The sequence below is a fragment of the Bosea sp. 29B genome (assembly GCF_902506165.1).
Classification (GTDB): domain Bacteria; phylum Pseudomonadota; class Alphaproteobacteria; order Rhizobiales; family Beijerinckiaceae; genus Allobosea.
Genome location: NZ_LR733817.1, coordinates 4448710 through 4473596, shown reverse-complemented (window position 1 = coordinate 4473596; position 24887 = coordinate 4448710). Strand labels below are relative to the sequence as shown.

At 66.4% G+C, this 24887-nt stretch carries 30 protein-coding genes; 16 read left to right on the top strand and 14 right to left on the bottom strand.

Annotated features, from left to right (window positions below; translation table 11 throughout):
• Position 1: 1 nt before the first annotated feature.
• Positions 2 to 451 carry an iron-sulfur cluster assembly scaffold protein gene (locus tag GV161_RS21810; RefSeq protein ID WP_152014262.1) on the bottom strand — a complete coding sequence of 150 codons (450 nt, stop codon included), beginning with the start codon at positions 449 to 451 and terminating at the stop codon, positions 2 to 4.
• Positions 452 to 608: 157 nt separating this feature from the next.
• On the opposite strand from GV161_RS21810, the gene folE reads away from it, so the two are divergent.
• The 3 genes from folE to GV161_RS21795 all read left to right on the top strand — a co-directional run bounded on the left by folE (position 609) and on the right by GV161_RS21795 (position 3003).
• Positions 609 to 1250, top strand: a complete 642-nt coding sequence (folE, locus tag GV161_RS21805) for a GTP cyclohydrolase I FolE (protein WP_152014261.1) — start codon at positions 609 to 611, stop codon at positions 1248 to 1250.
• 180 nt (positions 1251 to 1430) lie between these two features.
• Complete coding sequence (gene hisI, locus GV161_RS21800) at positions 1431 to 1832, top strand: phosphoribosyl-AMP cyclohydrolase (protein ID WP_152014260.1); 402 nt, start codon at positions 1431 to 1433, stop codon at positions 1830 to 1832.
• A gap of 151 nt (positions 1833 to 1983) precedes the next feature.
• Positions 1984 to 3003: a patatin-like phospholipase family protein gene (locus GV161_RS21795; RefSeq protein WP_152014259.1), complete on the top strand. Its 1020-nt coding sequence runs from the start codon at positions 1984 to 1986 to the stop codon at positions 3001 to 3003.
• A 22-nt stretch (positions 3004 to 3025) separates the two neighbouring features.
• Here GV161_RS21795 and GV161_RS21790 read toward each other — a convergent pair whose 3' ends face one another.
• Together GV161_RS21790 and GV161_RS21785 are read right to left on the bottom strand one after the other, a co-directional pair.
• Positions 3026 to 3457 carry a CBS domain-containing protein gene (locus GV161_RS21790; protein ID WP_091829964.1) on the bottom strand — a complete coding sequence of 144 codons (432 nt, stop codon included), beginning with the start codon at positions 3455 to 3457 and terminating at the stop codon, positions 3026 to 3028.
• Positions 3458 to 3820: 363 nt separating this feature from the next.
• A complete protein-coding gene (locus tag GV161_RS21785) occupies positions 3821 to 4639 on the bottom strand; it encodes a rhomboid family intramembrane serine protease (protein ID WP_152014258.1) in 819 nt (272 codons plus the stop codon).
• A 367-nt stretch (positions 4640 to 5006) separates the two neighbouring features.
• Here GV161_RS21785 and GV161_RS21780 point away from each other — a divergent pair, with 367 nt between their 5' ends.
• The 3 genes from GV161_RS21780 to GV161_RS21770 all read left to right on the top strand — a co-directional run bounded on the left by GV161_RS21780 (position 5007) and on the right by GV161_RS21770 (position 7440).
• Positions 5007 to 5579 (top strand): PAS domain-containing protein, encoded by a 573-nt coding sequence (locus GV161_RS21780; RefSeq protein WP_152014257.1) that lies wholly within the window; start codon positions 5007 to 5009, stop codon positions 5577 to 5579.
• 65 nt (positions 5580 to 5644) lie between these two features.
• Entirely contained in the window at positions 5645 to 6259 is a 615-nt protein-coding gene (locus GV161_RS21775) for a PilZ domain-containing protein (RefSeq protein ID WP_152014256.1), read from the top strand.
• Between the two features lie 548 nt (positions 6260 to 6807).
• Positions 6808 to 7440, top strand: a complete 633-nt coding sequence (locus tag GV161_RS21770; protein ID WP_152014255.1) for a transglutaminase-like cysteine peptidase — start codon at positions 6808 to 6810, stop codon at positions 7438 to 7440.
• Positions 7441 to 7640: 200 nt separating this feature from the next.
• On the opposite strand, the gene GV161_RS21765 is transcribed toward GV161_RS21770, so the two are convergent.
• Entirely contained in the window at positions 7641 to 8171 is a 531-nt protein-coding gene (locus GV161_RS21765) for a gamma carbonic anhydrase family protein (protein WP_152014254.1), read from the bottom strand.
• 156 nt (positions 8172 to 8327) lie between these two features.
• A complete protein-coding gene (locus GV161_RS21760; RefSeq protein ID WP_152014920.1) occupies positions 8328 to 8657 on the bottom strand; it encodes a hypothetical protein in 330 nt (109 codons plus the stop codon).
• A gap of 173 nt (positions 8658 to 8830) precedes the next feature.
• Here GV161_RS21760 and GV161_RS21755 point away from each other — a divergent pair, with 173 nt between their 5' ends.
• Positions 8831 to 9556, top strand: coding sequence for a hypothetical protein (locus GV161_RS21755; RefSeq protein ID WP_152014253.1), 726 nt, complete (start codon positions 8831 to 8833; stop codon positions 9554 to 9556).
• A 16-nt stretch (positions 9557 to 9572) separates the two neighbouring features.
• On the opposite strand, the gene GV161_RS31215 is transcribed toward GV161_RS21755, so the two are convergent.
• Entirely contained in the window at positions 9573 to 9785 is a 213-nt protein-coding gene (locus GV161_RS31215; protein WP_057192263.1) for a DUF3126 family protein, read from the bottom strand.
• 167 nt (positions 9786 to 9952) lie between these two features.
• Here GV161_RS31215 and GV161_RS21745 point away from each other — a divergent pair, with 167 nt between their 5' ends.
• On the top strand, positions 9953 to 11332 hold the full coding sequence (locus GV161_RS21745; protein ID WP_152014252.1) for a serine hydrolase domain-containing protein: 1380 nt from the start codon (positions 9953 to 9955) through the stop codon (positions 11330 to 11332).
• A 100-nt stretch (positions 11333 to 11432) separates the two neighbouring features.
• On the opposite strand, the gene GV161_RS21740 is transcribed toward GV161_RS21745, so the two are convergent.
• Positions 11433 to 12758: an aminotransferase class I/II-fold pyridoxal phosphate-dependent enzyme gene (locus tag GV161_RS21740; RefSeq protein WP_152014251.1), complete on the bottom strand. Its 1326-nt coding sequence runs from the start codon at positions 12756 to 12758 to the stop codon at positions 11433 to 11435.
• A 119-nt stretch (positions 12759 to 12877) separates the two neighbouring features.
• Between GV161_RS21740 and GV161_RS21735 the strand changes: the two genes are divergently transcribed.
• Together GV161_RS21735 and GV161_RS21730 are read left to right on the top strand one after the other, a co-directional pair.
• Complete coding sequence (locus GV161_RS21735; protein WP_152014250.1) at positions 12878 to 13759, top strand: LysR substrate-binding domain-containing protein; 882 nt, start codon at positions 12878 to 12880, stop codon at positions 13757 to 13759.
• A 183-nt stretch (positions 13760 to 13942) separates the two neighbouring features.
• Entirely contained in the window at positions 13943 to 14527 is a 585-nt protein-coding gene (locus GV161_RS21730) for a DUF6647 family protein (protein WP_152014249.1), read from the top strand.
• A 173-nt stretch (positions 14528 to 14700) separates the two neighbouring features.
• On the opposite strand, the gene rpsI is transcribed toward GV161_RS21730, so the two are convergent.
• The 3 genes from rpsI to GV161_RS21715 all read right to left on the bottom strand — a co-directional run bounded on the left by rpsI (position 14701) and on the right by GV161_RS21715 (position 16232).
• Positions 14701 to 15180 (bottom strand): 30S ribosomal protein S9, encoded by a 480-nt coding sequence (rpsI, locus tag GV161_RS21725; RefSeq protein WP_091829985.1) that lies wholly within the window; start codon positions 15178 to 15180, stop codon positions 14701 to 14703.
• A 2-nt stretch (positions 15181 to 15182) separates the two neighbouring features.
• Positions 15183 to 15644 carry a 50S ribosomal protein L13 gene (rplM, locus tag GV161_RS21720; protein WP_091829987.1) on the bottom strand — a complete coding sequence of 154 codons (462 nt, stop codon included), beginning with the start codon at positions 15642 to 15644 and terminating at the stop codon, positions 15183 to 15185.
• A 171-nt stretch (positions 15645 to 15815) separates the two neighbouring features.
• Positions 15816 to 16232: a PaaI family thioesterase gene (locus GV161_RS21715; protein WP_152014248.1), complete on the bottom strand. Its 417-nt coding sequence runs from the start codon at positions 16230 to 16232 to the stop codon at positions 15816 to 15818.
• Positions 16233 to 16338: 106 nt separating this feature from the next.
• On the opposite strand from GV161_RS21715, the gene GV161_RS21710 reads away from it, so the two are divergent.
• A complete protein-coding gene (locus GV161_RS21710; RefSeq protein WP_152014247.1) occupies positions 16339 to 17145 on the top strand; it encodes an enoyl-CoA hydratase in 807 nt (268 codons plus the stop codon).
• A gap of 63 nt (positions 17146 to 17208) precedes the next feature.
• Here GV161_RS21710 and GV161_RS21705 read toward each other — a convergent pair whose 3' ends face one another.
• A complete protein-coding gene (locus GV161_RS21705) occupies positions 17209 to 17649 on the bottom strand; it encodes a hypothetical protein (RefSeq protein WP_152014246.1) in 441 nt (146 codons plus the stop codon).
• A 155-nt stretch (positions 17650 to 17804) separates the two neighbouring features.
• On the opposite strand from GV161_RS21705, the gene GV161_RS21700 reads away from it, so the two are divergent.
• The gene (locus tag GV161_RS21700; RefSeq protein ID WP_152014245.1) at positions 17805 to 18335 is read left to right on the top strand and encodes a CoA-binding protein; all 531 of its coding nucleotides are present in this window, start codon (positions 17805 to 17807) and stop codon (positions 18333 to 18335) included.
• On the opposite strand, the gene GV161_RS21695 is transcribed toward GV161_RS21700, so the two are convergent.
• On the bottom strand, positions 18316 to 19056 hold the full coding sequence (locus GV161_RS21695) for an amino acid racemase (RefSeq protein ID WP_152014244.1): 741 nt from the start codon (positions 19054 to 19056) through the stop codon (positions 18316 to 18318). The two genes, GV161_RS21700 and GV161_RS21695, sit on opposite strands and share 20 nt — an antisense overlap.
• A 159-nt stretch (positions 19057 to 19215) precedes the next feature.
• Between GV161_RS21695 and GV161_RS21690 the strand changes: the two genes are divergently transcribed.
• The 4 genes from GV161_RS21690 to GV161_RS21675 all read left to right on the top strand — a co-directional run bounded on the left by GV161_RS21690 (position 19216) and on the right by GV161_RS21675 (position 23340).
• Positions 19216 to 19701, top strand: a complete 486-nt coding sequence (locus GV161_RS21690) for an Lrp/AsnC family transcriptional regulator (protein WP_152014243.1) — start codon at positions 19216 to 19218, stop codon at positions 19699 to 19701.
• A 77-nt stretch (positions 19702 to 19778) separates the two neighbouring features.
• Positions 19779 to 20753 (top strand): tripartite tricarboxylate transporter substrate binding protein, encoded by a 975-nt coding sequence (locus tag GV161_RS21685; protein WP_152014242.1) that lies wholly within the window; start codon positions 19779 to 19781, stop codon positions 20751 to 20753.
• 14 nt (positions 20754 to 20767) lie between these two features.
• Entirely contained in the window at positions 20768 to 21991 is a 1224-nt protein-coding gene (locus GV161_RS21680) for an FAD-dependent oxidoreductase (protein ID WP_152014241.1), read from the top strand.
• Positions 21992 to 22062: 71 nt separating this feature from the next.
• Positions 22063 to 23340, top strand: a complete 1278-nt coding sequence (locus tag GV161_RS21675; protein ID WP_152014240.1) for an O-acetylhomoserine aminocarboxypropyltransferase — start codon at positions 22063 to 22065, stop codon at positions 23338 to 23340.
• Here GV161_RS21675 and GV161_RS21670 read toward each other — a convergent pair.
• Positions 23325 to 23771, bottom strand: coding sequence for an HIT family protein (locus GV161_RS21670; protein WP_152014239.1), 447 nt, complete (start codon positions 23769 to 23771; stop codon positions 23325 to 23327). The two genes, GV161_RS21675 and GV161_RS21670, sit on opposite strands and share 16 nt — an antisense overlap.
• Complete coding sequence (locus tag GV161_RS21665) at positions 23761 to 24828, bottom strand: COX15/CtaA family protein (RefSeq protein ID WP_280179041.1); 1068 nt, start codon at positions 24826 to 24828, stop codon at positions 23761 to 23763. The genes GV161_RS21670 and GV161_RS21665 overlap by 11 nt, the downstream gene beginning before the upstream one ends.
• Between the last annotated feature and the right edge of the window lie 59 nt (positions 24829 to 24887).

Here is a 24887-nt window from a genome sequence, read left to right as displayed (position 1 = left end):
TTCAGCCCGCCACCGTCTCGCGCCGCTTCGCCTCGATCTGGCCGATCGCGTCGACCACCGCGTCGAAGGTCAGCATGGTCGAGGCGTGGCGCGCCTTGAAGTCGCGCACCGGCACGAGCACGGAGAGGTCCGCCCATTTTCCAGGCGGCGGCTCCGCTCCCTCCTTGAGGATCGCGCGGGCCTGCTCGCGGACCTCGCGCAATTCGGCGGCAGTCGAGCCGACGACATGGCGCGCCATGATCGAGGACGAGGCCTGGCCGAGCGCGCAGGCACGGACATCGTGGCCGAAGCCGGTGACGACATCCTCGTCCATGGTCAGGTCGATCGTGACCGTCGAGCCGCAGAGGCGCGAATGGGCCGTCGCCGTCGCATCGGGCGCCGATAGGCGCTCGAGCAGCGGGATGTTTCCTGCCAATTCCAGGATTCGCTTGTTGTAGACGTCGTTCAGCATGGGTTGCCCCGGCCGGGGTCTGGAGTTGCCGGCTTTCGCAACCAATATAGAGTGCCGATGCGCTCTTAGGGAGAGCGTGTCATTTCGCTGGACGAGCGGGCGAACTTGTCTGACCTGCCGGTCGCAAGACCGGTGCAACCGAAACGGGAGGCTCCACATGGATAATGTGGTTAAGTCCTTGTCCGTAGAGCGGGCGCGCAGCCCCTCCGCAGACAAGTTCATCATCACCCAGCCGACGCAGGTCGAGGCCGAGGAGGCCGTGCGCACGCTGATCCGCTGGGCCGGCGACGATCCGTCGCGGGAGGGGTTACTCGATACGCCGCAGCGCGTCGCCAAGGCCTATCGTGAGTTCTACAAGGGCTATCGCGAGGACGCGGGCGACATGCTCGAACGGGTCTTCGAGGAGGTCGACGGCTACAAGGACATGGTCCTCGTCCGCGACATCCCGTTCTATTCGCATTGCGAGCACCACATGGTGCCCTTCGTCGGCAAGGTCCATATCGGCTATTACCCGAACGGTGGCGTCGTCGGCCTGTCGAAGCTGGCCCGCGTCGTCGAGGTCTATGCACGCCGCCTGCAGACGCAGGAGACGATGACGGCGCAGATCGCCCAGGCGATCGAGCGGACGCTCAAACCGGGCGGCGTCGCCGTCCTGGTCGAGGCCGAGCACATGTGCATGTCGATGCGCGGCGTGCAGAAGCAGGGCTCATCGACGATGACGACGCAGTACACCGGCCGCTTCCGCGATCCGGCCGAGCAGGTGCGCTTCTTCACCATGGTGAAGTCGCCGGGGCTGTGAAGCGACAGCACCCGTCGTCCACACGTCATGCTCGGGCTTGACCCGAGCATCTCGGAAACCGGTGTCTTCTGGGCCTGAGATTCTCGGGTCTGCGCTTCGCTCCGCCCGAGAATGACGGAGAGGCGATGACGGCGCGCTTTCCGCGTCCTATATGCGAGGCGCTACTCTCAGGATCCTCTCATGACCGCCTTCCCCACCCTTTCAGCCAAAGCCGAGATCGAAGAGGGCCCGGTCCTTGCCCCCAAGTTCGATCGCGACGGCCTCGTCACCTGCGTCACCACCGACGCTGTGACCGGCGAGGTGCTGATGGTCGCGCATATGAGCGCCGAATCGCTGCGCCTGAGCATCGAGACTGGCGAAGCCTGGTACTGGTCGCGCTCGCGCCAGGCGCTCTGGCGCAAGGGCGAGACCTCCGGGCAGTTGCAGAGCATCGTCGAGATGCGGATCGACTGCGATCAGGACGCGATCTGGATCAAGGTCAATGTCGGCGGCGATGGCGGCTGCTGCCACACGGGCCGCCATAGCTGCTTCTATCGGGTTAAGCCGGTCGGCACCGCCGCGGACGGACCACTGACCTTCTGACCCGCCGCGGCCTGCTTCGTTGGCAATCCTTTCACCAAGCTTTCATGTTTCCTTCAAAAGCGACTGATAGCCGCCTAGGGTCCCGGCGCCGTTCATCTTTCGCTCATCGGCTGGCGTGATCCTGAGGTCCTCCCGCGGAGGGATCGCGCCGATGAGACTGGAGAACATCGCCAGACGGGCCTTTGGATTTGGCGGCGGCGGAGCTGCGATGAACGATCTCGTTTCAGAACCCGCTCCGCGCCTTAGCCGGCCGCGGATCGGCCTCGCCCTCGGCGGCGGCGCCGCGCGCGGCTGGGCGCATATCGGCGTCCTCGATGTCCTCACCGAGGCGGGCTACGCGCCCGAAGTGATCGCCGGCACCTCGATCGGCGCGGTGGTCGGCGGCTGCTACGCCGCCGGTAAGATGGAGCCGCTGCGCGAATTCGCGCTCGGCCTGACCAAGCGCCGCGTCGTCGGGCTGATGGATTTCCATCTCGGTGGCGCCGGGTTGATCTCGGGCGGCCGACTGAAGCGCCTGCTCGAACGCGACCTCGCCGGCCTGCAGATCAGCGATCTCAGGCAGACTTACGCCGCCGTCGCAACCGAACTCGGCACCGGCCATGAGATCTGGCTGACCCGCGGCTCGCTGGTCGACGCACTGCGCGCCTCCTACGCGCTGCCCGGCGTATTCGACCCGGTGAAGCTCGGCGGTCGCTGGCTGATGGATGGGGCGCTGGTCAACCCGGTGCCGGTCACGGTGGCGCGTGCGCTCGGCGCCGACGTCGTGCTCTGCGTCAATCTGAACAGCGACATGACCGGCCGCGGCACGGTGATCCAGTCCTACGGCGCCGATCCGGACCCGGAGCCGGCGCCCGAGCAGCGCCCGGCGACCGGCTGGTTCGGCGGCATGCGCGAGCGCATGCGCGGCATCGTCGGCAAGGCCAATCACGAGCAGCAGCCGGGCCTCGCCGGCGTGATGATCGACGCCTTCAACATCACCCAGGATCGAATCTCGCGCTCGCGTCTCGCCGGCGATCCACCCGATGTGATGATCGGCCCCAAGCTCGGCCGCGTCGGCCTGTTCGACTTCCACCGCGCCGACGAAGCGATCGCGCTCGGCCGGCAAGCGGCGGAACGCGCGCTGGACGAGATCGCCGCGATCGTCGCAGCCAACCACCTGCCGCTGAACTAGCGGCAGGTCGCGACTCGGTGCCTCACGCCATCGCGATATAGTCGCGCATCGCCCGGCTCTCGGCCTCGATCTCGGCAACGCGATGCTTGACCACGTCGCCGATCGAGACGATGCCGGCGACCCGGCCGTTATCGACCACCGGCACATGCCGGAAGCGGCCCGAGGTCATGATCTCCATCAGATCGTCGACGCTGGTGTCCGGCCGGCAGGTCACAACCTTGGCGGTCATGGCCCGCGACACCGGCGTCTCCAACGCCGCGGCGCCATCCGTGCCCAAGGCCTTGATGATGTCGCGCTCCGACAGGATGCCGAGCAGACTGCCATCGGCGCCGGTCACAACCACCGCGCCGATCCGCTTCTCCGCCAAGGTCCGCGCCGCTTCGCCAAGCGTCCGGTGGGGCTGCACCGAGATCACCTCTGCGCCCTTGTTGCCGAGAATATGAACGACGTTCATCGACTTCTCCTCCAACGGTAGCGGCACCGTTGACCGGTGCTCGTTTGATGGGTTCGACGGAAGCAGCGCCGGAACGCGGATCGTTGCGTCCGCGATACGACGCCAGCTTGGACTCATTCGACTGTGAGCGAAGTCTGAGGCGACGGCAAGGCGCTCGCGTCGAAAGCCTGCGCGCTGCGGTTGCGGCTAGAGACAGATTCACCGATCAGCTTGCGATGCCAGCTGATCGGAGCGTGCTCTAGAGCCGGATGATTTCAGATGGAATCGCAAAGCGATGCCATCTGAAATCTGAATCCGTCTCTCATCAAAGAGTTAGAGCAGGATCTATGCGAAAAACCGGTTCCCACTTTTTCGCATCCTGCTCTAGCGGCGGACCGGCCCCCGATCGAGCAGCGGGAACAGCAGAAGCCCGGCGAGGAAGCCGCCGATATGCGCCTCCCAGGCGATGCTGGTCTCCTCGCCGAGGATCGGCACCAGCCCGGCACCGAACAGGATGTTGGTGACGAACCAGATCACCACGAACAGCAACGCCCGCGAATTGCGCCAGAGACCGCCGAGCCGCTCGGCCGGAATCGCACGGACCACCTCGTCATGGCCAAGCCCGCCGAAATGCACGCCCGGCGAGAAGACGAAGCGGATCGCCGCAGCCGTCGCGCCCGAGACACCGGCCGAAGCGCCAACCAGCGGCAAGACGTCGAGCTCGCGCGACCACCAGTGCAACAGGGCACCGGCGATCGTGGACACCGCCATCAGCAGCAGAAAGCGCCCAGCCCCGAGCCGGCGTGCCACCGGACTGCCGAAGGCGGCCAGCCAGACGACGTTCGAGACCAGATGCAGCCAGGAGCCATGCAGCAGCCCATAGCTGAGCAGGGTCCAGAGCTGGCCGCCGCCATCGGCCAGCAGCAGGCGGACCAATTGCAGGCGCTGGACGAAATCGGGCGTGCCGGAGGTGCCGAGCGAGCGGGCGATCTCCTCCAGGCGCTCCGGAGCGAACCAGAGCGTCAAGCGCGCCGGCACGAAAGACAGCCAGGAGACGAGCAGGAAATCGTCGCGCTCGCTGAGCAGCTCGCGTGCGCCCTGGATCAGCGCCAGGGCCGCGATCAGCCAGACGATGACGCCGGGCAGATTGAAGACCGGCTCGCGCACTGGCGGGCCATATGGATCGTCTGGGTTCGCCGACATCGCGACCTCACTGGCGCATGGGCCTGCGGCAGGCAACAGAAAAGGGGAGAGCGAGCGCTCTCCCCTTTCCTCCCCGGCCGGTCACGCCCCCGCGCCTCCGCCTTTTCCCGTGAGCCCGGACGCTTGGTGCGGGCTCGAATTCGACAGGAGATTTATGCGGCATTTTAGGGATCTTCCACAAGCTTAACCGTTGCTTAACCTTAACGACCCCTGCCGCCTCCCCCTGTCCGGGTCGCGTGGCAAGACGGCATGCGGGCTGCGTCCTGCCGATTCGCAAGGGCCCGACAGTCCCCAGCTCGAACGAAAGCGATCCGATTTGAAACGCCTTCGCACGAACAGGGACAGCGCAGACCGGACTGGACACGACATGAAGAATCCGAGCACCCGCCTGGTTTTCGACTACTGGGACATGCTGCGCGGCGACCGGAGCGCCCCCGAACGGGGCGAGATCGAGCCGGGCGCACTGCGCCATGCGCTGGCAGACACCTTCGTGCTGGAGAACGAGCCGATCGGGCCGGTCTTCCGCCTGGCCGGAACGCGGCTCTGCGCCCTGTTCGGGCGCGAACTGCGCGGGCGCGCCTTCGCGGCGCTCTGGCCCGATGTCGAGGCGCAGGGCGACATGCGCCGCCTGGTCCAGACCGTGATGGACGAAACTGCGGGCGCCGTCGCCGGGCTTTCGGCCCAGACGCAGAACGGCGCGAGCGTCCATCTCGAGCTGCTGCTGCTGCCACTGCGCTATCGCGGACGGACGCATGCCCGCATCCTCGGCGCGTTCTCGCCGGCGCTGTCGCCGGAATGGCTCGGCCTCGATACACTCGAATCGATGCGGATGATCTCGCTCAGGATGATCTGGCCCGATGCGCGCACGCAGCGCCCGACCGAAGCTGCTGCCCAGGACAAGCGGCCGAAGCTGATGCTCCTACCCGGTGGACGTGTGTGAGAACGCTCTAACGTGCTCTTAACCCGCGAGCCGGTAGCATCACTCTGGTAGAAACAGAGTTTGCAATGCTCACGGCGCCCCACAATCCAAAGACGGGCTCGGTCCCGGTCGAGCGCCGGCGCCATCAGCGCATGAAAGTCGTCCTGCTTGGACGCTACATGCTGCCCAACCGCATGGAATATCCCTGCCAGACCACCGACATCTCGCCGGGCGGCCTGCACATGGTCGCGCCGGCCAAGCCGATGATCGGTGACCGCGTCATTGTCTACCTGGAGCATCTCGGACGAATCGAGGGCACGGCGGTACGCACCACCCCCGCCGGATTCGCGATGACCATCACCGCGACAAGCCGCAAACGCGAGAAATTCACCGCACAGCTGACCTGGCTCGCCAATCGCGACGAGCTCGGCCTGCCCGAGGATCGGCGCCATGAGCGCATCATCCCGCGCAACCCGCGCTGCATCATTACCCAGGAAGACGGCAGCGAGCATGCGGTCCGGCTGATCGACATCTCGCTCTCGGGCGCAGCCTTCGCCAGCGATCACCAATTCGAGATGGGCACGGCGGTCCGGCTCGGCAGTACCGCGGCGATGATCGTGCGCCGCTTCGACGGCGGCTACGCCGCCCAGTTCCGCATGCCGCTCTCGGCCGACGTGCTCGACGAGAATCTCGAGCTCTGAGCGCGGACCAGCGCTTCTTTCCTTTCAGCTTAACCTTCAAGACAATCCAGGCAGCGCTGCATCTCGCGTTCACGCAGACCGCGCAGCGGCTCGCCATGGTTCGCAGCTCCTGCGATCTGCGGTAGAAAAAGTCCCCGCGAAGCCCCTCTTCGCATGTGGGAAAGCGACGCGGACGAAGGCCAGCCCGGCCGTAGAAGGCGCGGGGGCGACCAACTCTCCCCGACGACCAATGGCAATCTCTCTCCCTGCTCGCGCTCCGGCCGGAAAATGGGGCGGCCCAGCCCTGTCTTAGCCGCCGGGCGCTGCAATCCTTGACCAGGTATTACGGGCCTCACCTCTATGGTTAAGAGACTAGACGGTTAAGAAAACGCATAGTTAATGATCTCTGACACGAGCGCTAAGAAATCTTACCATCGATTTTATACCTTATTTTCTGTAAGTACTTTGATCTTCAATAGGCTCGATTTCAGTAAAATTGCGCGCTTTCATTTCAAGCGATCTCTACAGCCCAAGAGCATGGTCGTTCCCGGGACAGGAAAGGGGACGACATGTTTTCGGGTTTTCGGGGATTTCGCGGCCTGGCCGCTGCTACCATCATTACCCTCGCCGGCGTGACCGGCGCTGAGGCGCAGCAGACGAGCGGCGTGCCGGTCGCCAGCGCGCCGATCGTCGCCGGCGGCGAGGCCCGGGCGCCTTACGCCTGGGTCGACTTCTGCAAGCGCAGCCCAAGCGAATGCGCCGTCGACACCCGCGAGGCAGAGCAGATCGAGCTGACGGCCAAGACCTGGAAGCTGATCGTCGCCGCCAATCTCAAGGCCAATCGCGAGATCGAGGCCGTCACCGACCAGGACCATTGGGGCGTGGTCGACCGCTGGGATATCCCGACCGACGGCAAGGGCGACTGCGAGGACTATGTCCTGCTGAAGCGCCAGCGCCTGGCCGAGGCCGGCCTGCCACGCCGGGCCATGCGCGTCACCGTCGTGATCGACGAGGAGAATGCCGGCCATGCCGTGCTGATGATCCGCACCGACCGCGGCGATTTCATCCTCGACAACAAGCGCAACGCGATCCTGCCGTGGAGCCAGACCGGCTACACCTACGTCAAGCGCGAATCCCAGGCCCGTACAGGCTGGGCCTCGCTCGGCGGCCTCTCGACCTCGACGGTGGCTTCGCTGCGCTGAACCAGACAACGCGTCGGGCGGGGACGAAACCCGGCGCGAATACGAGACCGGCGAAGTCTAGACGGGCTTCGCCACCAGACGACGAGTCCGGTCACGTCCCCACCCACCCGTCCCCGACCGGGCATCGTCCAGGGCCGGCTCCTTCCCCGGGAGCCGGCCCGCTTCTTTTTTGAAGGTAGCGGAACTGCGGAGCAGAGCGGTCAGTCGATCCGCTTCATGCCCTTGGCGAATTGCTTCCAGCGCTCGGAATAGCCTGCAGCCGAGGCACGCAGGCCCGCGGCCACCGCTTCGTCGAGCGTGCGGATCGCGCGCGCCGGCGAGCCGACGATCAGCGAATTGTCCGGAAATTCCTTGCCCTCGGTCACCAGCGCATTGGCGCCGACCAGGCAGTTCCGGCCGATCTTCACATGGTTGAGCACGGTCGCGCCCATACCGATCAGGCTGTTCTCGCCGATGATGCAGCCATGCAGGATGGCGCGGTGGCCGATGGTGCAGCCGGCGCCGATCCTGAGCGGCGCGCCCATGTCGGTGTGGAGCACGCAGCCTTCCTGGATGTTCGTGGCCTCGCCGATCTCGATCCACTCATTGTCGCCGCGCAGCACCGCGCCGAACCAGATCCCGACATCCTTCGCCAGCCGGACGCGGCCGATCACGTGGGCGTCGGGCGCCAGCCACCACTGCCCTTCCGGCGGCGTCTCGGGCTCGGTCCCGTCGAGCGAATAGAGCGGCATGGCGTATCCTCCGAAGTTTCATTTAGAGCTCTTCTGGCGAATACAAATCGCCTCCAAAGCTCTATCTCTTTGGTTTCTCGCAATTCCGCGCGCAAAAACCGCTACGCACTTTTGCTGGAATTGCTCTGGAGGATTGCAGGGCCGGCGCCCTGCCCGTCAAGCGGCGCCAAGCATCATCAGCATGTCGAGCACGACCCGGCCGCTGATCAGGCTCCAGAGCGAGGCGATCATGCTCGCGGCCATGACGAAGAAAAACGGCCGCCCTTCGATCCGCCGGCCGCGCACCGTGTTGCGCAGGATCAGGAAGGGCGCGCTGAACACCACCACCGGCACACTCGCCACCGCGCCGACACCACCGCTTTGCAGCAGCTCGAAGCCGACGCGCTTCTGCGTGAACAGTTCGAAGGCGCTCGCCAGCAACCCGGCGAAGGCGAAGCCGAGGACCAGCGATTTCAGGGCTTCGATGGCAGATGGTTCGAGCGTCACGGACACGGCTTCCAGCGGCTGCTGGCGAACCATGGCGCAAGGTCGCTCAACGCGGAAGCGAAGCTTTAACCAATGGTTAACCACGCCGGCCCGGACATGGTTTACGGGGTGTTAAGGCGGCTCTGGTTGAGTCTCCGGACAGGGCCACGCATCGGCCCCCACGGACGAATCCGATGAGCCTCTACGCCGCGCCCGACCAGGGCCAACCGCTCAGCAGCGCCACCGATGTCGCAGCGCTGATCCGCAATCATCTGAAGCGTCGCCCAGCGCCGGTCTTGCCGCGCGGCGACCGGGCGTTGCTGCGGCTTGCAGCCGCCATCGTCGTCCTCGGGCTCGCCGGCACCGGCCTTGCCCTGTTCGCCACCCGCCCCAATCCCGACGCCGGCACCGACCTGCAGGCGTCGCGGGTCGGCGAGGTCGTGCTGGCGATCCCGGAAAACCTGACCGGCGCCGATGGCGAGGATGGACGCCTGGTCGGCATGGCACGCCTGCGACTGGACTGGCCGAGCCTCGGGCCGGTGATGCCCGACACCAGGCACCGTCTGCTGGTGACCTTGAGCCCGCCGGACAAGGTCAACGAGCCGGCAACGCAGCTCTCGACCTATGCCCGTTTCCTGACGCCGACGGTCTGGTCCAATCCGGGCGGGCTGGTGGTGCGCGGCTTCCGCAAGGGCTCGCCCTATGAGGGCGACGAGCTCTACGTCTCGGTGCCGGATGCGCGCGGCTTTGCGGCGCGTTGCCCGGTCGAGACCGCCCAGAGCGGCCTCGACGAGCCTTGCCGCGTGACCTTCCGCCATCGCGGCGTCGATGTGAACATCCGCTTCCCGCGCGCCATCGTGGCCGACTGGCAGATCATGCTCGGCGGCGTGCGCCGCACGATCGACGGGCTGATGCGCTGAGCGCAGCCCTGCGATCTCAATCCTCGAGATCGACGTCGAGGATCGCCATGGTGAAGTTGAACGAGCGGTCGCCGTCCTCGTCGTCGACATGGATGATGCCGATGAACTCGTCGGCGAGGTAGACCTCGGCCGAATCGGTCTTCTTCAGCCGCGCGCGCACGCTGATATTGTGGTTGGCGAAGGTGCGACGGAGATAGGCTTCGAGCTTGGCGAGTTCGGTCTTGTCCACGGTAACGATCCTTATGTGTGGCGCGGACGGATGCCACGCGTGAGCCGCGAGGGCAAGGACGAAGGCGTTTCCGCCAACAATGCATGGCTCCTGCGCTTCGCGGCGCTGACGCGGCATCATCGCCTGTGCCAAGCTTCGGTTCAGCCCGCCTAAGGATGGATTCCCCGATGAAGCCCTGGTTGCCCGCCGCGCTCGACTATGTCGCAAGCTGGCTCGAATTCCAGCGCCGCCTCCATGACCAGCCCGGCTGCGCGGTCGCGATCGCCGACGATGGCGAGATCGTCCTCGAAGCCGCCTTCGGCAGCGCCGACCTCTCGACCGGCGAGGCGCTGACGCCGCGCCATGGCTTCCGGATCGCCTCGCATTCGAAGAGCTTCACCGCCGCCGGTATCTTGCGCCTCGCCGAACAAGGGCACCTGCGGCTCGACGACAAGGCCGGCGCCTATGTCGAGGGCCTGCACCCCGAAGTCGCGGCGGTGACGCTGACGCAGCTTCTCTCCAACAGTGCCGGGCTCCTGCGCGACGGCGTCGACTGCGGCCAGTTCTTCGATCGCAAGCCCTATCTGCGCAAGGACGAGCTGCTTGCCGACCTCGCCAGGCCGCCTGTCTTCCCGGCTTCGCAGCGCCTCAAATATTCCAATCACGGCTTCGGCCTGCTCGGCCTCGTCATCGAAGCGGTGACCGGCGAGCCTTACGCCGACTGGATCGCCCGCGAGATCGTCACGCCTGCCGGGCTGAAGGAGACCAGGCCCGACATCACGCTCTGGAACGGGCCGATGGCGAAGGGCCATAGCGGCACGCAGCCGCTCGGCCGGCGTGTGGTGATCCCGGCCGACAATCCCGGCAACGCCATGGTCTCGGCCGCCGGCTTCGTCGCGACCGCGGCCGATATCGCCCGCTACATTGCCCAGCTTTCCCCCAAGGCCGAGCGCAGCGTGCTGTCAGAGCTCAGCCGCCGCGAGATGACGCGCCGGCTCTGGCCCGACGCCGAGAGCAGCCTGGGGCGCCATTACGGCCTCGGCACCATATCGGGCGGCGGCGATGGCTGGGACTGGGTCGGCCATTCCGGCGGCTTCCAGGGCTTCATCACCCGCACCGCCACCGTGCCTGAACAGGGCCTCACCGTCTCGGTCCTGACCAATGCCATCGACGGCCTCGCCCACCCCTGGCTCGACGGCGTGATCCAGATTTTCCGGACCTTCGCCGAACATGGCGCGCCGACGCCAGCGACCGAGCGCTGGCGCAAGCGCCTCTGGACGATCTGGGGCGCCGGCGACCTCGTGCCGGTCGACGGCAAGGTGCTGATGGCCAATCCGGCGCTGTACAACCCCTTCTTCGACGCCGGCGAGATCGTGCCGGAGGGCGAGGACCAGGGCCGCATCGTCAAAGCCTCGGCCTTCGCCAGCCCGGGCGAGCCGGCCCGCCTGGTCCGCAATGCGGCGGGTGAGATCGAAGCGGCCTGGCTCGGCGCCGCGCAGGTGATCGGGGAAGAGGCGCTGCGCTCCGAAATGCTGGAGCGGTATGACCAGCGTCATGCTCGGGCTTGACCCGAGCATCTCAGGCCGGAAGAGGCGCCACACAGCGCCTTCTCGTCACGAGATTCTCGGGTCTGCGCTGCGCTTCGCCCGAGAATGACGCGCTACGACGTCACCTCACATAATGCAGCTTCCCAAACCGCCGGCGGAAGGCCGTCACATCGCGGGCGATCGCCTCGTCCGGGCGCGCACCCGACAACCCGTCGGCAATATAGCCGGCGAGCTCGGGCATGTGCTCGGGCTTCATGCCGAAGCGGACGATCTCGGGCGTGCCGAGCCTGAGGCCGTTGACGTCGCCGTCGACCTCCGCGATCGGCAGGCCAATGCCGCAGCTCAGAATATTGACGGCACGCAGCCGCTTCGCCGCCGCCTGCCCGCCACCATAGGACGCCGCCTCGATCGCGAACTGGTGGGAGGTGGTCATGCCGCGATCGCGGGCGAAAACAGGCACCTGCCGCTCCGTGAGAGCCTCGGCGAGCGCCTTTGCCGTCGCCGCCATCATCGCGGCGTAGTCGCGGCCGAACTCCTGCCAGTCCATCATGGTGATCGCCAGCGCCGCCGATTTCGCCGCATCGAAATTGGCGGTGAGGCCAGGATAGGCGATCGCGTCGAGCTTCTCGGCGAGGCCGGCATCGTTGGTGACGATCAGGCCGGAGGGCGGGCCGCCCAGGCTCTTATAGGTGCTCATCGTCATGACGTGAGCGCCCTCCTCCAGCGGCTGCTGCCAGCCGTGGCCAGCGATCATGCCGGAGAGATGGGCGGCGTCGAACAGCACGATCGCGCCGACCTCGTCGGCGATGGCGCGGATCTCGCGGATCGGATGCGGGAACAAATTGAGGCTGCCGCCGATGCTGATGACTTTCGGCCGAAGCCGCCGCGCATCCTCGCGCAGCTTCTCGACATCGACCGTGTAGCCCTCGGCATCGATCGGCGCGGGATGGGTGACGACGCCATAGAGCCCGGCAGCGCCGGCACCGTGATGGGTGACATGGCCGCCGATCGCGGGCGGCGGTGCGATCACGACATCGCCGGGCCTGGCCGCCGCCATGAAGACATAGAGATTGGCGATCGCACCGGACGGCACGCGGATCTCGGCATAGGACGCGCCGAAGACCTGCGCTGCAAGCTCGGCCGCCATCACCTCGATCTGCTCGATCGCCTCGAGGCCCATCTCGTATTTGTCGCCGGGATAGCCGAGCGAGGGGCGCGTGCCGAGTCCCTGCCCCAGCACCGCCTCGGCGCGCGGGTTCATGACGTTCGTTGCCGGGTTGAGGTTGACGCAGTCGCGCTCGTGGATGGTGCGGTTCTCGACGACGAGGTTGGCGAGCCTCTCCTCGCGCGCCGCGCGGTCCTGGCCGGCGACCTCACCGGCGATCCCCTGCACATAATCCTCGCTCGCCGCCGGCACCCAGCCGCGCCGCGCCAGTTTCACCGTCATCGCCATCCCCGCAGAGTGTTGTTTCGTGCGGCCATTGCAGCGATTTGCAGACGCTTGTGCAAACCAGTTATCGTCGCCGGCAGGGCTAGAAAATCTAGGCCTGAAACCTCGTGCCGCCCATGCCCGTCAGACCGCCCCGCCCGCCCTTGCCACCGCTCAATGCGCTGCGTGCCTTCGAGGCCGCGGCGCGGCTCGGCAGCTTCTCGCGGGCGGCCGAGGAGATCGGGGTGACGCAAGGCGCCATCGCCCAGCAGGTTCGGCATCTCGAAGCCTTTCTCGGCCTGACTCTGTTCCGGCGACTGCCGCAGGGCGTCGCGCTGACCGAGGCCGCCCGGGACGCGCGTCCCCGGCTCAGCGCCGCCTTCGACGCGCTCGCTTTGACCGTGCAAGAGCTCAAGGCGAGCCATGCCGGCCGGGCGCTCGCCATCGCTGCCCTGCCCTGCATCGCCCAGCTCTGGCTATCGCCGCGCCTGCCGGCGCTGCAGCAGGCCTTTCCCGGCCTCGCCGTCTCGATCAGCGCGATGGAGGAACCACCGGCAGGCCGGCACGAGAGTTTCGATCTGGCGCTGTTCTACCTCGCCAAACCGCCGATCAACGCGCTCACGCTTGGCGAGGACAGCCTGTTCCCGGTCTGCGCCCCCGCCCTCGCCCGCAAGCTGCGCACACCGGCCGATCTCGCCGGCCAGACCCTGCTGCACGACGCAGTCTGGCGCAGCGACTGGGCGCGCTGGCTGAGTCATGCCGGTGTGGGCGGGATCGATCCCGGTCGCGGCCCGTCCTATTCGCTCTATGCGCTGGCGCTCGATGCGGCGCTCGGCGGCGCTGGTGTTTTGATCGGTCGCAGGAGCCTCATTGCGCCCTATCTCGCCGATGGGCGGCTGGTTGCCCCCTTCGCCGACGAGCTTCCCAGCAGCGACCGTCTGACCATGCTGCTCCCGCCAGCTGGCAAGCCGCATCCGCGACGCGCCGAACTCGTCGCCTGGCTGGAAGCCAATGCCTGACCAGACCTGTTGGACACCCGGTGCACGCCATGGCTGAAGGATGATGCAGCGGGAGCGGGCAAGTCGGTAGGGATCGCTTCCGTGATCTGTTAGCTTGCGGAACAGGCGATCCTCCCGTGAAGCACACACGGCGGTGCCGACGGCCAGTATCGCAATTGACGGCATTTGCTCCGGACGACTGCCATGAAAGCTGTCGGACGCTGTCTGATCGCGGGCGCTGCCGCGCTCGTGTCATCCTTACCTCTCGAAGCTCGGGCCCGCGACGAGACGATCGAGCGCCTGCGCCTCGGCTCAGGCTTCGAAATCGTCATCGGTGAGAAGCAACCCGATCCGGGAGGACGGCTGCTGGAAGCCCTTGCGATCTGGGTCGGCGCGAAGCTGGGGCAGCCGGTCCCCGCCTCCTTGCCGAGGCTCGTCTTCAAACGAGCTGACCAGGTCGCCGTGCTGCGATTCAAGCAATATGCGTCAGAAATCGTAACGCAACGCGCTCAGCCAACCATCATCTCGATCTACGATTCACGCGAGAACACCATCTATCTGAGAGACACATGGAGCGGCGCGACGGCAGCGGACCTGTCTGTCCTGGTCCACGAACTGGTTCATCATTTTCAGGAAGTGCATCAGGCAAAATTCGAATGCGACGCAGCGCGCGAGGCCGCAGCTTTCGAACTGCAGGAGAAGTGGCTGAGACTCTTCGGGGAATCACTCGAGGAGGATTTCCAGATCGATCCATTCACACTCCTGGTCAGGACATCCTGCGGGATGTGAGATCGACGTTTCCACGCGTCGTGGCGCCGACATTGTCCGGATCACAGCCCGGCGCTGGAGGGGGCATCCCCTGCCGAATCTCAATGGGGTCGAGGCCTCAGCGGCAACCTGTCAAAACAAAAAGGGGCGGCATTTCTGCCGCCCCTCTGAACGAATGTTCTGTCTGGCGCCGATCAGCGCTTCGAGAACTGGAAGCTGCGGCGGGCCTTGGCCTTGCCGAACTTCTTGCGCTCGACCACGCGCGAGTCGCGGGTCAGGAAGCCTTCCTTCTTGAGCGGACCACGCAGCTCGGGCTCGTAGAAGGTCAGAGCCTTGGAGATGCCGTGACGGACCGCGCCGGCCTGGCCGGAGAGGCCGCCGCCCTTGACCGTGACGATAACGTCGTACTGGGTCATGCGATCGACCAGCATCAGCGGCTGCTGCAGGATCAGGCGCAGCACCGGACGGGCGAAGTAGACTTCCTGGTCACGGGTGTTGACCGTGATCTTGCCGGAACCCGGCTTGATCCAGACGCGGGCGATGGCGTTCTTGCGCTTGCCAGTGGCATAGGCGCGGCCCTGCGCATCGACCTTCTTGACGTGGACGGGAGCCTCGGGCTGGACGCCCTTGGCGACCTGACCGAGCTGCTCGAGAGACTGGAGAACCTCGGCCATCGTCAGACCCTCGCGTTCTTGCGGTTGAGCGCCGCGACGTCGAGCGCCTCGGGCGACTGGGCGGCATGCGGATGCTCAGAGCCCTTGTAGACGCGCAGATTGCCGAGGATCTGGCGGAAGAGCGGGCCACGCGGCAGCATGCGCTCGACAGCCTTCTCGACGATACGCTCGGGGAAGCGACCTTCGAGAATGAACTTGGCGGAGCGCTCCTTGATGCCGCCGGCATAGCCGGTGTGATGGTAGTAGATCTTCTGGTCGCGCTTGCGACCGGTCAGCACCACCTTGTCGGCGTTGATGACGATGATGTTGTCGCCGCAGTCGACATGCGGGGTGTAGGCGGCCTTGTGCTTGCCGCGCAGACGCATCGCCACCAGGGAGGCGAGACGGCCGACGACGAGCCCGGAGGCGTCGATCACAACCCACTTCTTCTCGACATCGGCGGGCTTGAGCGAGATGGTCTTCATCGCGGCACCCTTCGGCTGCTTGAAAAAAGGACAAGCCGCCGGCAGGCCGGCGGCGGTGTGGGGGCTGGATAGGCGGCTACCCCAGCGATGTCAAGCAGAGATAATGAGCGCCTTCGGACAAAAACGCATTGTTTTCAGATCGATACGCGAAGAGGTATCAGGATACCGCAATTATCTCTCTGCCGGGATCGAATAGGTGCCCGTGGCGTGGCAGACCATTTCGCTCTCGCCTTGCGAATAGAGGCAGACCTCGCCGATGGCGAGGCGCTTGCCGAGCTTGAGCAGCTTCGCCTCACCGATCAGCGCCGCCTGCCCCGGCTTGCGCAGGAAATTGTAGTTGAGGCTCGTGGTCACCGCGAGCGCGACCGGGCCGATCTGGGCGAGGATCGCGACATAGAGAGCAAGATCGGCCAGCGCCATCATGGTCGGGCCGGAGATGGTGCCGCCCGGCCGCAGGTGCTTCTCATGGTAGTCGCAGCGCATGCGCGCGCTGAGCGGCCCGACCTCCTCGACGAAATAGGTGCGCCCGCCATAGTGGAGCTGCGGGAAGACCTGATCGAGATAGGCCTCGATCTCGGCGGCGCTCATGCGGGTCGTCATCGTGCGGAAAACCGGGGTCTGATCGGACGTTAGTCCCCTTGCAGCACGGCCCCCGCCTTCCGACAATAGGACAAACAGCGAAAGGCCTGTCGCCATGAACGCCCACGCCAAAGCGCAGATCCTGCTGCGCGAGGATGCCGACGGCATCGCGACGCTGACCCTCAACCGGCCCGAAGCGCGCAACCCGCTGAGCGAGGCGATGCTCGCCGCCCTGTCGGAGACGCTCGCTGCGATCGCGGCCGATCAAAACGTCCGCGCAGTGGTGCTGGCAGCGGCCGGCCCGGTCTTCTCGGCTGGGCACGACCTCAAGGAGATGAGCGCGCGCCGGGCCGATCCCGACCGTGGCCGCGTCTATTTCGCCGACGTCCTCGGACGTTGCTCGGCAACGATGCAGCAGATCACCGCCCTGCCCCAGCCTGTGATCGCTGCGGTCGAAGGCACGGCGACCGCCGCCGGCTGCCAGCTCGTCGCATCTTGCGACCTTGCCGTCGCCGGCGAAGCTGCGCGCTTCTGCACGCCGGGCGTCCATATCGGCCTGTTCTGCTCGACGCCGATGGTCGCGCTCTCTCGCAATCTCTCGGCCAAGCACGCGATGGAGATGCTGCTGCTCGGCGAGATGGTGCCGGCGCAGGAAGCTGCCCGCATGGGCCTCGTCAACCGCGTCGTGCCGGCGGGCGAGGCGCTTGCGGAAGCCAGGCGGCTCGCCGCGATCATCGCCTCGAAATCGGCGGCCACAGTCAAAATCGGTAAACGCGCCTTCTACGAGCAGCGCGAGATGGGGCTGAAGGCAGCCTATGACCACGCCTCGGCGGTGATGGTCGAGAACATGCTGGCACGCGACGCGGAAGAAGGCATCGGCGCCTTCATGGAGAAGCGCCAGCCGGACTGGCGTCACAGCTGAACTGGCGGACCCGTCGCAGGACGAGTCCGCTGGATGGACGCCTATGCGCCTATTTCCGCCCGGTCAGATGCCGAAAAGAAGGATCGGCTCATGTCTTGCCGGTGCCGGTTCGGCTTCGGCTGGAGCGGCCCGCTGCGCCTGCTCGTCGGCCGGCAATTGCAGCACGGTCGCAGTTTGGCCCACCGAGAGGTTGGTCAGCAATTCGATCCGCCCATTCGGCAGTTCGATCGCGTCGTGATGGGCATAGGGCTTGTCGAGATCGATCTGGCGGAAGCGCGCCAGCGTCTCCCCGAGCCGGCGATGCGGCAGGAAGCCGATCGCCCTGTCGCATTCGATCTCGGCCGAGAACACCAGCTCCGTGCCGGGCATGACGCAGACCGCGACGTTAGGCTCACTAACCGCGCAGAACCCGCGGGTGCTCGATCCGGGGAAACCGGTGGTCTTGAGGACGTCGCCGACCTTGGCAGGAGTCGACATAACATGGTGCAGACTGTAGTCGCACATGGCAGGCCCTCCTTACTGATGAAGAGCGGGATTTGCCCCTCACTCCTGAAGATGGGGAACCAGCTTGCCAACGCCATGTTCCGGACATCTGCGCGGCTTTGCCGCTGATTCAGGGAAAGCTGGTAATTCGTTCAATTCGCTGGGATTTTGACTCCGTGAATCACGACGCTTACGACGATGCGCTCATTCGACGCATCCTGCGCGAGGTGAAGGCCGTCGCGCTGGTCGGCGCCTCCGCCAACGAGGCGCGGCCGAGCTGGATTGTCACCAAATACCTGCTCGATCGCGACTATGACGTGATCCCGGTCAATCCCGGCCTCGCCGGGCAGACGCTGCTGGGCAAGACGGTCTACGGCTCGCTGAAGGACATCCCCCGGCCGGTCGACATGGTCGAGATCTTCCGCAACTCGGAGGCAGCCGGACCGATCACCGACGAAGCGCTCGGCCTAGACCCGCTGCCCAAGGTGATCTGGATGCAGCTCTCGGTGCGCAATGACGAGGCCGCAGCCAGGGCCGAGGCCAAGGGCCTCACCGTGATCATGAACCGTTGCCCGAAGATCGAATATGGCCGGCTCTCCGGCGAGATCGGCTGGCAGGGCATTAATTCGCGCATCCTCTCGGCGAAGAAGCCGGTGCTGGCCGGCAAGGGCTTCCAGAAGCTGACGATCAATCGGCCCGGGACGTAAGGCACGCTGAGCCGCGCCAATCCGGCGCCGGAGCACGCCCCAGCGCCAAATCGAGCGCCGCCTCGGCCAGAAGCACCGTCGAATTCAGCGTCGGCAGCGGCGACATTTCGGGGGCGATCAGCAGCGGGATCTCGGTGCAGCCGAGCACGACGGCATCGCAGCCGCGCGCCGCGAGGTCGGCGATGATCCGGACGAACTCGGCCCGCGTCGGCGCGCTGAAGACACCGTTGCACAACTCCTCGAAGATCGCCCGATCGATCAGAGCGCGGTCGTCCGCGGAAGGCAGGCGATGGTCGAGACCATGGCTGTCGAAGGCGCGCGGATAGAGCGTGCTCTCCATCAGCCAGCGCGTTCCGAGCACGCCGACCGTCCTGAAACCGCGCTGGCGCGCCCGCCTGGCCACCACCTCGGCGATATGCAGCCCCGGCAACGCCAGCGGCTCGCCCTCGGCTTCGAGCGCGAGATGCGCGGTGTTGTCCGGGCAGATGAAGAAATCGCAGCCCGCAGCCGCAAGCCGCTGCGCCGATTGTGCCAGGCGGGCGCGGATGGCGGCATGGTCGCCGCGTGCCCAGTCCTCCATGCTCGCGCCCATACTGATAACGTCGAGCGTGACATCCGGGTGCCGATGCGGCCCGAGCCGGCGGATGCCGTCGTGGCAGAGCGAGAGGTAACACAGTGCCGAGCCTTCGGCGCTGTGGGCGAGAATTCCGACATGCTTCATTATCGCGGCTCCCGGCACCGGCTATCACGGCCCGGCGTGGAAGCAGCCTAGGCGCGCCTTTCCGTCCGGATTGGCGCATTCAGCGGCGCGCGGTTTCCAATCCTTTCGATTGTTGCTAGCCGTCTTGCCGGATTGGAAAGCTGCGGGAGGCATGGCGGCTTGATCGAACTCGATCGCATCGACCGGCGCATCCTGGCGACGCTCCAGGACGATAATCGCCTGACCAATCTCGAACTGGCGCGCCGGGTCGGCGTGTCGCCTCCGGTCTGCCTGCGACGCGTCCGCCGCCTGCGTGATGCCAAGGTGATCGAGGGCGATGTCAGCCTTATCAATCCGGAGGCCTTCGGCCCGCAGACGACCGTGATCGCGCAGGTCAAGCTCGTTCGCGGAACCTCCGATGTCGTGCAGGGCTTCAAGCGCGCGATGCTCGATCGTCCGGAGGTGACGCAATGCTATCTCGTCACCGGGCCATCGGACTTCGTGATCATCATCCAGGTGGCGGATGTGGCGGAGTATGAACGCTTCCTCGAAGGCGCGCTTTACCGCAATCCGCATGTCGACAGCATTGCGAGCTCGGTGGTCGTCAACCGCGTCAAGTTCAGGCCGGCACCGCTTCGTGTCGAGACGGGGGGCAATCGCTCATGATTTCTGCGTTCCGTCGCATTCAGCTCGGAGCGATCTCGCCCTAAGCTGCCGGCTGCCAGCAGTCCCGGAGAAGGCCGATGCCCCTGCCTGATCGCCGCACTATCCTGCTCGCCGGGCTTGCAAGTACGCTCGCAGCTGGGGGCGCCCGCGCCGCCTTTCCGGAACGGCCGATCCAGTTCGTCGTGCCCTTCGCGCCGGCTGGTGGCACCGACATCGCGGCGCGCCGGCTCGGCGAGACGCTGGCGCGACAGCTCGGCCAGTCAGTGATCATCGACAACCGGCCGGGCGCCAACGGCATCGTCGCCGGGCAGGCGGTGGTGAAGGCGCCGGCCGATGGTCATATGCTTCTCATCGCCACCGCAGCGAGCTTCGCCGCCGCCCCGGCGCTCGGCCAGAAGCTGCCCTATGACGTCGCCTATGATTTCGCGCCGGTCGGCATGCTCGGCCTGTTCCCGCTGGTGCTGAACGCCTCGCCAACGCTGCCGGTCAACTCGCTCGCCGAGTTCATTGCCTATGCCAGGCAGCGGCCGGGCCAGCTCAATTTCGCCTCGGCCGGGGTTGGCGGCACCAACCACCTCGTCTTCGAGATGATCATGCAGGCAGCCGGCCTCAAGCTGGCGCATGTGCCCTATCGCGGCGCCGGGCTCGCCGCGGCCGACCTGATGTCGGGCCAGGTCCAGGTGATGATCGACAGCCTCGCCGCCAGCCTCGGCAATATCCAGGGCGGCAAGCTGAAGGCACTCGCGGTCACCACCGATGCGCGCCAGCCGCAACTGCCCGAGCTGCCGACGCTCAGGGAACAGGGCGTCGACCTGATCTATCCCGGCTGGGCCTCGATCGTCGCGCCGGCCGGCATCGCGCCGGACACGCTGCACATCCTCAACACTGCGATCAACACGGCGATGGCCGACGCCGAGCTGGTCGCGCGCTACCGCGAGCTGGTGATCGAGCCCGTCGCCTGGAGCCCGCAGGAGACCGGCGCCTTCATGGCCCGCGACCGCGCCATCCTGACCGAGCTGGTGGCGAAGACCGGGATCAGGCTGACCGAATAAGCGGAGGAAAGCGCATGCGCCGGGAGAGCACCACCTGCTGCATCGCCGGCGGCGGACCGGCCGGGATGATCCTCGGCTTCCTTTTGGCGCGCGCCGGTGTCGAGGTGATCGTGCTGGAGAAGCACGCCGACTTCCTGCGCGACTTTCGCGGCGACACCATCCATCCCTCGACCATGCAGGTGATGCACGAGCTCGGCCTGCTCGACGAGTTCTTGAAGCTACCGCATGTCCGGGAGGACGATCTCGTCGCCCGCTTCGGCAGTGAAGACATCACCGTCGCCGATTTCAGTCATTTGCCGGTCAAGGCGCCGTTCATCGCCTTCATGCCGCAATGGGATTTCCTCGACTTCCTCGCCGATCACGGCCGGGAGTATCCGAAGTTCCGGCTGCTGATGCAGACGAAGGCGACCGGACTCGTCCAGGAAAACGGACGCGTCGCGGGCCTGCAGGCGGATGGCCCCGACGGCCCGCTGGAGATTCGCGCCGATCTCGTCGTCGCGGCGGACGGGCGGCGTTCCGACGTGCGCGACGCCGCAAGGTTCACCGTCACGGAACTGGGGGCGCCCATGGACGTGCTCTGGTTTCGCTTCAGCCGCCAACCAGACGAGCCGGCGCAGGCCTTCGGCCAGGTCGCGGCCGGGCGCTTCTTCATCCGGCTCAACCGCGGCGACTATTGGCAATGCGCCTTCATCATCCCGAAGGGCTCGCTGGAGCGCCTGCAGGCCGCCGGGCTCGGTGCTTTCAAGGCCGGGCTCCTCACGCTCGCGCCGGAGCTGGCCGATCGGACCGGCGAACTCGCCTCCTGGGACGACATCAAGCTGCTCTCGGTCGCGGTCGATCGGCTGGAGCGCTGGTGGCGGCCGGGGCTGATCTGCATCGGCGATGCCGCACACGCCATGTCGCCGATCGGCGGCGTCGGCATCAACCTCGCGGTCCAGGATGCAGTCGCAGCCGCCAATCTGCTGGCCAGGCCGCTGCGCGAGAGAACACTGGCGGATACCGACCTCGCCGCCGTGCAGACGCGCCGCGAATGGCCGGCCAGGGTCACGCAGGCCGCCCAGATCGCGATCCAGAACCGGGTGATCACGCCACTGCTCGCGGCGGACAAGCCGATCGCGCCGCCCTGGCCGCTCAGGCTGCTGCAACGCTTTCCGCTGCTGCGCCGCCTGCCCGCGCGCATGGTCGGGATGGGTGTCCGCCCGGAGCATGTCGGGCCCGAGCTGCGGCCACGACGCTGAATTGACGCCTCGCAAGGCGTTCGTTAAATCGAACAAGTCGTCCGAAATCAGAGTTTCCGAGGGAGCACGCCATGACCGACCGCGCACCGGGTTTCCATACGCTCGCCGTCCATGCCGGCGCCGCTCCCGACGCAGCCACCGGCGCGCGCGCCACGCCGATCTACCAGACGACCAGCTTCGTGTTCGACGATGTCGACCACGCCGCCTCGCTGTTCGGGCTGCAGGCCTTCGGCAACATCTACACCCGCATCGGCAACCCGACGAACGCGGTGCTGGAAGAGCGCGTCGCCGCGCTGGAGGGCGGCACGGCTGCGCTCGCCGTGGCCTCGGGCCATGCCGCCGAATTCCTGTGCTTCCACGCGCTGCTGCAACCGGGCGACGAATTCGTCGCCGCCAAGAAGCTCTATGGCGGCTCGATCAACCAGTTCAACCATTCCTACAAGAATTTCGGCTGGAACGTGATCTGGGCCGACAGCGACGATCTCGACGCCTTCGCCGCGGCGGTGACGCCGAAGACCAAGGCGATCTTCATCGAGTCGATCGCCAATCCGGGCGGCGTCATCGTCGACATCGAGGGCATCTCGAAGATCGCCAAGAAGCACAACATCCCGCTGATCGTCGACAACACGATGGCCAGCCCCTACCTGATCCGACCCTTCGAGCACGGTGCCGACATCGTCGTGCATTCGGCGACCAAGTTCCTCGGCGGCCATGGCAACTCGATCGGCGGCCTGATCGTCGACGGCGGTTCGTTCAACTGGGTCGGCGACGAGCGCTACCCGATGCTGTCCAAGCCGCGGCCGGAATATAACGGCATGGTGCTGGGCGAGACCTTCGGCAACTTCGCCTTCGCGATTGCGACCCGCGTGCTCGGCCTGCGTGACATGGGCCCGGCGCTCTCGCCCTTCAACGCCTTCATGATTCTGACCGGCATCGAGACGCTGCCGCTGCGCATGCAGCGCCATTGCGAGAACACGGTGAAGGTGGCGACCCATCTTGCCAAGCACCCGGCTGTCGAGTGGGTGAACTATGCCGGCTTGCCGGACAACAAGTACCACGCGCTCGCCCAGCGCTATTGCCCCAAGGGCGCCGGCGCGGTCTTCACCTTCGGCCTCAAGGGCGGCTACGACGCCGGCGTGCAGCTGGTCACGAACCTCAAGCTGTTCTCGCACCTCGCCAATATCGGCGACACGCGCTCGCTGGTGATCCACCCGGCCTCGACCACGCATCGCCAGCTCTCGGACGCACAGAAGACCGCGTCCGGCGCCGGCCCCGAGGTGGTGCGCCTGTCGATCGGCATCGAGGATGTCGAGGACCTGATCGCCGATCTCGATCAGGCGCTGGCCTGATCGAACTCCTCGCGGATGCGACGGGCGGTCGCCTGTTGCTCATCCGCGGGCGGGCGCGGACAGTCGCGATAGGTCACGACCTCCTCGGCGATATAGCGCCGGGAGGTCACATCGTCGGAACGCACCATCGGGATGAGATGGGCGTGCGCATGGGCGATGTCGTTGCCGGTGAACATGAAGGCGACCTTCGGCACGCCGTAGATTCGCTTCAAGGCCTTCGCCAGGCGCTGGCCGAGCTGGATGATTTCGGCCGCCAGCTCCGCCGGCAGCTCCTCGAAATAGGGATGATGCGCGCGCGGCACGATCTGGACATGGCCGGGCCGCACCGGGGCGATGTCGAGGAAGGCGACAAGATTCTCGGTTTCGGCGACGCGATGCGATGGGACCTTGCCAGCCGCGATCGCGCAGAACAGACAGCCGTCAGGCCGCATGCCTCTCTCCCTGCTGCGTGCGCGTCAGATGCACCACACCCATCGCCAGCACGGTGAAGCCGAGCGCCTGGTGGGCGAGGCCGGCCCAGAGCGGCACCACCAGCAGCAGCGTCACGATGCCGAGCGCAGACTGCGCCAGCACCAGCCCGGCGATGGCGGCGGCGCGCTTGGCGGCGCCTGAACTCGGCGCGGTGCGGCGCAGGCTGAACATCTGCCAGAGCGCGAAGGCGAACAGGATGTAGGCGCCAAGGCGATGGTTGAACTGCACGAGCGCGACGTTGTCGACGAAGTTCTCCCAGACCGGCGTGCCGGCGAAGAGCGTCGAGGCGGAGGGCGCCAGCGCCCCGTCCATCAGCGGCCAGGTGTTGAAGGTAAAGCCGGCCTTGGAGCCGGCGACAAGCCCGCCGAGCGCGATCTGCACGAAGAGCAAGAGGAGCAGGAACCATGCTGCCGCCCTGCCCCGTGCCGGCTCGATCCGGCGCAGTGGCGTCAGCCAGGTCGCAAAGGCGATCACGCTGGCGAAGAAGAGACCGGCGAAGGTCAAATGCAGCGTCAGCTTGACCGGAGCGACGGCGATCATGCCGGGCTGCAAGCCCGAGGCGACCATGATCCAGCCGATCGTGCCCTGCAGGCCGAGCAACAGGCCCATCCCGAACAGGATCGCAGTTTCGCGCCACGGCATCGAGCGCCGCAGCAGCACGACGAAAAAGCCGACGAGATAAAGCAGGCCGATGAAGCGGCCGAGCTGGCGGTGGCCCCATTCCCACCAATAGATGAACTTGAAATCGGCGAGCTCCATGCCCGAATTGAGGAGCTGGAATTGCGGGCTCAGCCGGTACTTCTCGAATTCGAGCGCCCAGGCTGCATCGGAGAGCGGGGGGATCGCGCCGGTGACGGGGCGCCATTCGGTGATCGAGAGGCCGGAGCCGGTCAATCGCGTCGCGCCACCGACCACGACCATAACGAAAACGAGGAAGGCGACGGCCCAGAGCCAGCGGCGGATGCCGGCATGGCCGGTCGCAGCCGGAACGGCAGGCTGATCGAGCGCGATCGTCACGGCAGCGGGACCTCGGGTCGCAGGGAGAAGGCTTGAATACGCTTCACAAGCGCGGCGGC

What these genes read in the sequence shown, in the direction of transcription:
- GV161_RS21790 (WP_091829964.1), bottom strand. Translation starts at nt 3,457, where the DNA reads ATGAACGTCGTTCATATTCTCGGCAACAAGGGCGCAGAGGTGATCTCG.
- GV161_RS21740 (WP_152014251.1), bottom strand. Translation starts at nt 12,758, where the DNA reads ATGACGGTGAAACTGGCGCGGCGCGGCTGGGTGCCGGCGGCGAGCGAG.
- rpsI (WP_091829985.1), bottom strand. Translation starts at nt 15,180, where the DNA reads ATGGCCGAGGTTCTCCAGTCTCTCGAGCAGCTCGGTCAGGTCGCCAAG.
- GV161_RS21735 (WP_152014250.1), top strand. Translation starts at nt 12,878, where the DNA reads ATGCCCGTCAGACCGCCCCGCCCGCCCTTGCCACCGCTCAATGCGCTG.
- folE (WP_152014261.1), top strand. Translation starts at nt 609, where the DNA reads ATGGATAATGTGGTTAAGTCCTTGTCCGTAGAGCGGGCGCGCAGCCCC.
- GV161_RS21715 (WP_152014248.1), bottom strand. Translation starts at nt 16,232, where the DNA reads ATGAGCGCCGCCGAGATCGAGGCCTATCTCGATCAGGTCTTCCCGCAG.
- GV161_RS21770 (WP_152014255.1), top strand. Translation starts at nt 6,808, where the DNA reads ATGTTTTCGGGTTTTCGGGGATTTCGCGGCCTGGCCGCTGCTACCATC.
- hisI (WP_152014260.1), top strand. Translation starts at nt 1,431, where the DNA reads ATGACCGCCTTCCCCACCCTTTCAGCCAAAGCCGAGATCGAAGAGGGC.
- GV161_RS21670 (WP_152014239.1), bottom strand. Translation starts at nt 23,771, where the DNA reads ATGCGGCCTGACGGCTGTCTGTTCTGCGCGATCGCGGCTGGCAAGGTC.
- GV161_RS21775 (WP_152014256.1), top strand. Translation starts at nt 5,645, where the DNA reads ATGCTCACGGCGCCCCACAATCCAAAGACGGGCTCGGTCCCGGTCGAG.
- GV161_RS21710 (WP_152014247.1), top strand. Translation starts at nt 16,339, where the DNA reads ATGAACGCCCACGCCAAAGCGCAGATCCTGCTGCGCGAGGATGCCGAC.
- GV161_RS21695 (WP_152014244.1), bottom strand. Translation starts at nt 19,056, where the DNA reads ATGAAGCATGTCGGAATTCTCGCCCACAGCGCCGAAGGCTCGGCACTG.
- GV161_RS21765 (WP_152014254.1), bottom strand. Translation starts at nt 8,171, where the DNA reads ATGCCGCTCTATTCGCTCGACGGGACCGAGCCCGAGACGCCGCCGGAA.
- GV161_RS21680 (WP_152014241.1), top strand. Translation starts at nt 20,768, where the DNA reads ATGCGCCGGGAGAGCACCACCTGCTGCATCGCCGGCGGCGGACCGGCC.
- GV161_RS21780 (WP_152014257.1), top strand. Translation starts at nt 5,007, where the DNA reads ATGAAGAATCCGAGCACCCGCCTGGTTTTCGACTACTGGGACATGCTG.
- GV161_RS21745 (WP_152014252.1), top strand. Translation starts at nt 9,953, where the DNA reads ATGAAGCCCTGGTTGCCCGCCGCGCTCGACTATGTCGCAAGCTGGCTC.
- GV161_RS21810 (WP_152014262.1), bottom strand. Translation starts at nt 451, where the DNA reads ATGCTGAACGACGTCTACAACAAGCGAATCCTGGAATTGGCAGGAAAC.
- GV161_RS21705 (WP_152014246.1), bottom strand. Translation starts at nt 17,649, where the DNA reads ATGTGCGACTACAGTCTGCACCATGTTATGTCGACTCCTGCCAAGGTC.
- GV161_RS21675 (WP_152014240.1), top strand. Translation starts at nt 22,063, where the DNA reads ATGACCGACCGCGCACCGGGTTTCCATACGCTCGCCGTCCATGCCGGC.
- GV161_RS21795 (WP_152014259.1), top strand. Translation starts at nt 1,984, where the DNA reads ATGAGACTGGAGAACATCGCCAGACGGGCCTTTGGATTTGGCGGCGGC.
- GV161_RS21685 (WP_152014242.1), top strand. Translation starts at nt 19,779, where the DNA reads ATGCCCCTGCCTGATCGCCGCACTATCCTGCTCGCCGGGCTTGCAAGT.
- GV161_RS21730 (WP_152014249.1), top strand. Translation starts at nt 13,943, where the DNA reads ATGAAAGCTGTCGGACGCTGTCTGATCGCGGGCGCTGCCGCGCTCGTG.
- GV161_RS21755 (WP_152014253.1), top strand. Translation starts at nt 8,831, where the DNA reads ATGAGCCTCTACGCCGCGCCCGACCAGGGCCAACCGCTCAGCAGCGCC.
- rplM (WP_091829987.1), bottom strand. Translation starts at nt 15,644, where the DNA reads ATGAAGACCATCTCGCTCAAGCCCGCCGATGTCGAGAAGAAGTGGGTT.
- GV161_RS21785 (WP_152014258.1), bottom strand. Translation starts at nt 4,639, where the DNA reads ATGTCGGCGAACCCAGACGATCCATATGGCCCGCCAGTGCGCGAGCCG.